Source organism: Pedobacter kyonggii (genome assembly GCF_004310665.1).
Lineage (GTDB): Bacteria > Bacteroidota > Bacteroidia > Sphingobacteriales > Sphingobacteriaceae > Pedobacter > Pedobacter kyonggii.
The window spans coordinates 1-1,509 of the sequence record NZ_SIXF01000068.1 but is presented as its reverse complement, the minus strand read 5'-3'; the positions used below and the strand labels follow the sequence as shown (position 1 = coordinate 1,509).

Annotated in this window: 2 protein-coding genes; both read left to right on the top strand. The window is 47.4% G+C overall.

The window, feature by feature from the left end:
- On the top strand, window positions 1-219 hold a 219-nt coding region (locus EYS08_RS25555), incomplete at its 5' end, for a hypothetical protein (protein ID WP_244216048.1).
- Between the two features lie 89 nt (window positions 220-308).
- Window positions 309-1,509 (top strand): transposase (locus EYS08_RS25550; protein ID WP_244216049.1); only part of this gene is annotated, 1,201 nt, incomplete at its 3' end.

The window sequence follows — 1,509 nt, the reverse complement described above, 5'->3', positions numbered from 1 at the left end:
ATACAACTAGATATGGGATATCCAACCAAAGTACAGGTTATAAAAAGAAAGACAAGCGAGCAGTGGTATGTTAATTTCCCCTCAGCTGTCGCCCAGGCAATCGAGTTCAAGCAGGGCGAGGTTGTGGAGTGGATTATCGATGACAACCAGCGACTGATCCTTCAGAGAAGCGATGAGTCCGTTGAGGACCTTAAAAAAAAACTCCCCAAGAAACCCTGATCGGATGCTTCAGATCGATTTTCGAAGGCTGCCTGCCAGCCTTCAAGCAGTCCAGAACCTTTGATCGCGCAAGGTCATTGSCCTTGGGTGTGTTGGGATGCCTTGGCCGGTGTACCATTACCGGCATGCTCTCGGCCAATGGTAGCCAGTTCAAGGACTGGTCTGCGGCATACAGACTGTTCAAGGACGACAGGATGAAGCTTGATGGGATCTTCGGGGCTGTAAGAAGACGTGTACAGAAACTCAATCTTTCCAGTGAGGATACGAACATCTATGGCCATATGGACGATACCCTGTTTCGTAAAAAGGGAAGAAATGTATTTGGGACCTCTTGGCTAAGGGATCCATTGGGGCCACCTTTTGCAAACAACTTCGTCTGGGGCCAAAGATTTATACAGGTTTCGCTCTCCTTGCTGGAGAATGGATCCTCTGGTCCTTCAAAAGCTATACCTGTCGACCTTGTCCATTGCCCCGCCACCAGGAAGCCCGGTAAGACTGCCTCACAGGCAGAAATTGATATCTTCAAAGAAACCCAGAAAAAAGCCAAGCTYAGTGAGATCGGTGCCCAACGCATTGTTAAGTTAAGGACCGATCTGGACAGCGACGGACACGCGGAAAGAAAACTTGTCATAAGTGTGGACGGAAGCTATACCAATGAAACAGTGATAAGAAAGCTCCCGGATAATGTTGATATGATAGGCAGGATCAGAAAAGATTGTAAGCTTTATGCACTTCCCTGTGAACAGCCCCAGGGATCTGGCAGAAAAAAGTATTATGGAGAGGAACTTCCCACCCCGGAAATGATTCGCCAGGACCAGCAGTACCCATATATGGCGGTGAGGGCTTGGGCAGCAGGAAAAATCAGGTCATTTGATGTCAAAGTGATTAGAAACGTAAGATGGAGGAAATCTGGACCGAAAAACCTGATGCTTGTCATAGTAAGACCAGTCGGCTACAGGCTCACAAAAAAATCAAAGCTACTTTACAGGAGCCCGGCCTATCTGATATGCACCAATCCAGAAATGGAAATAAGCATGCTGTTGCAGGCCTATATAAGAAGGTGGGAAATAGAGGTTGGTTTTCGGGACCAGAAAACTTTGATCGGCTGTGGCCAGGCCCAGGTTAGGTTAAAAGGTGTTGTGGAAAAAGTACCCGCGTTTATTTCAGCCTGCTATGGGATGATGCTATTGGCAGCGCACGAAACCAACCTGGCCGAAAAGGTTTCTCTGCCTGGAACAAAATGGTATAAGAATGCGTTGAGGACAAGAACAACAACAGGCGATATACTAA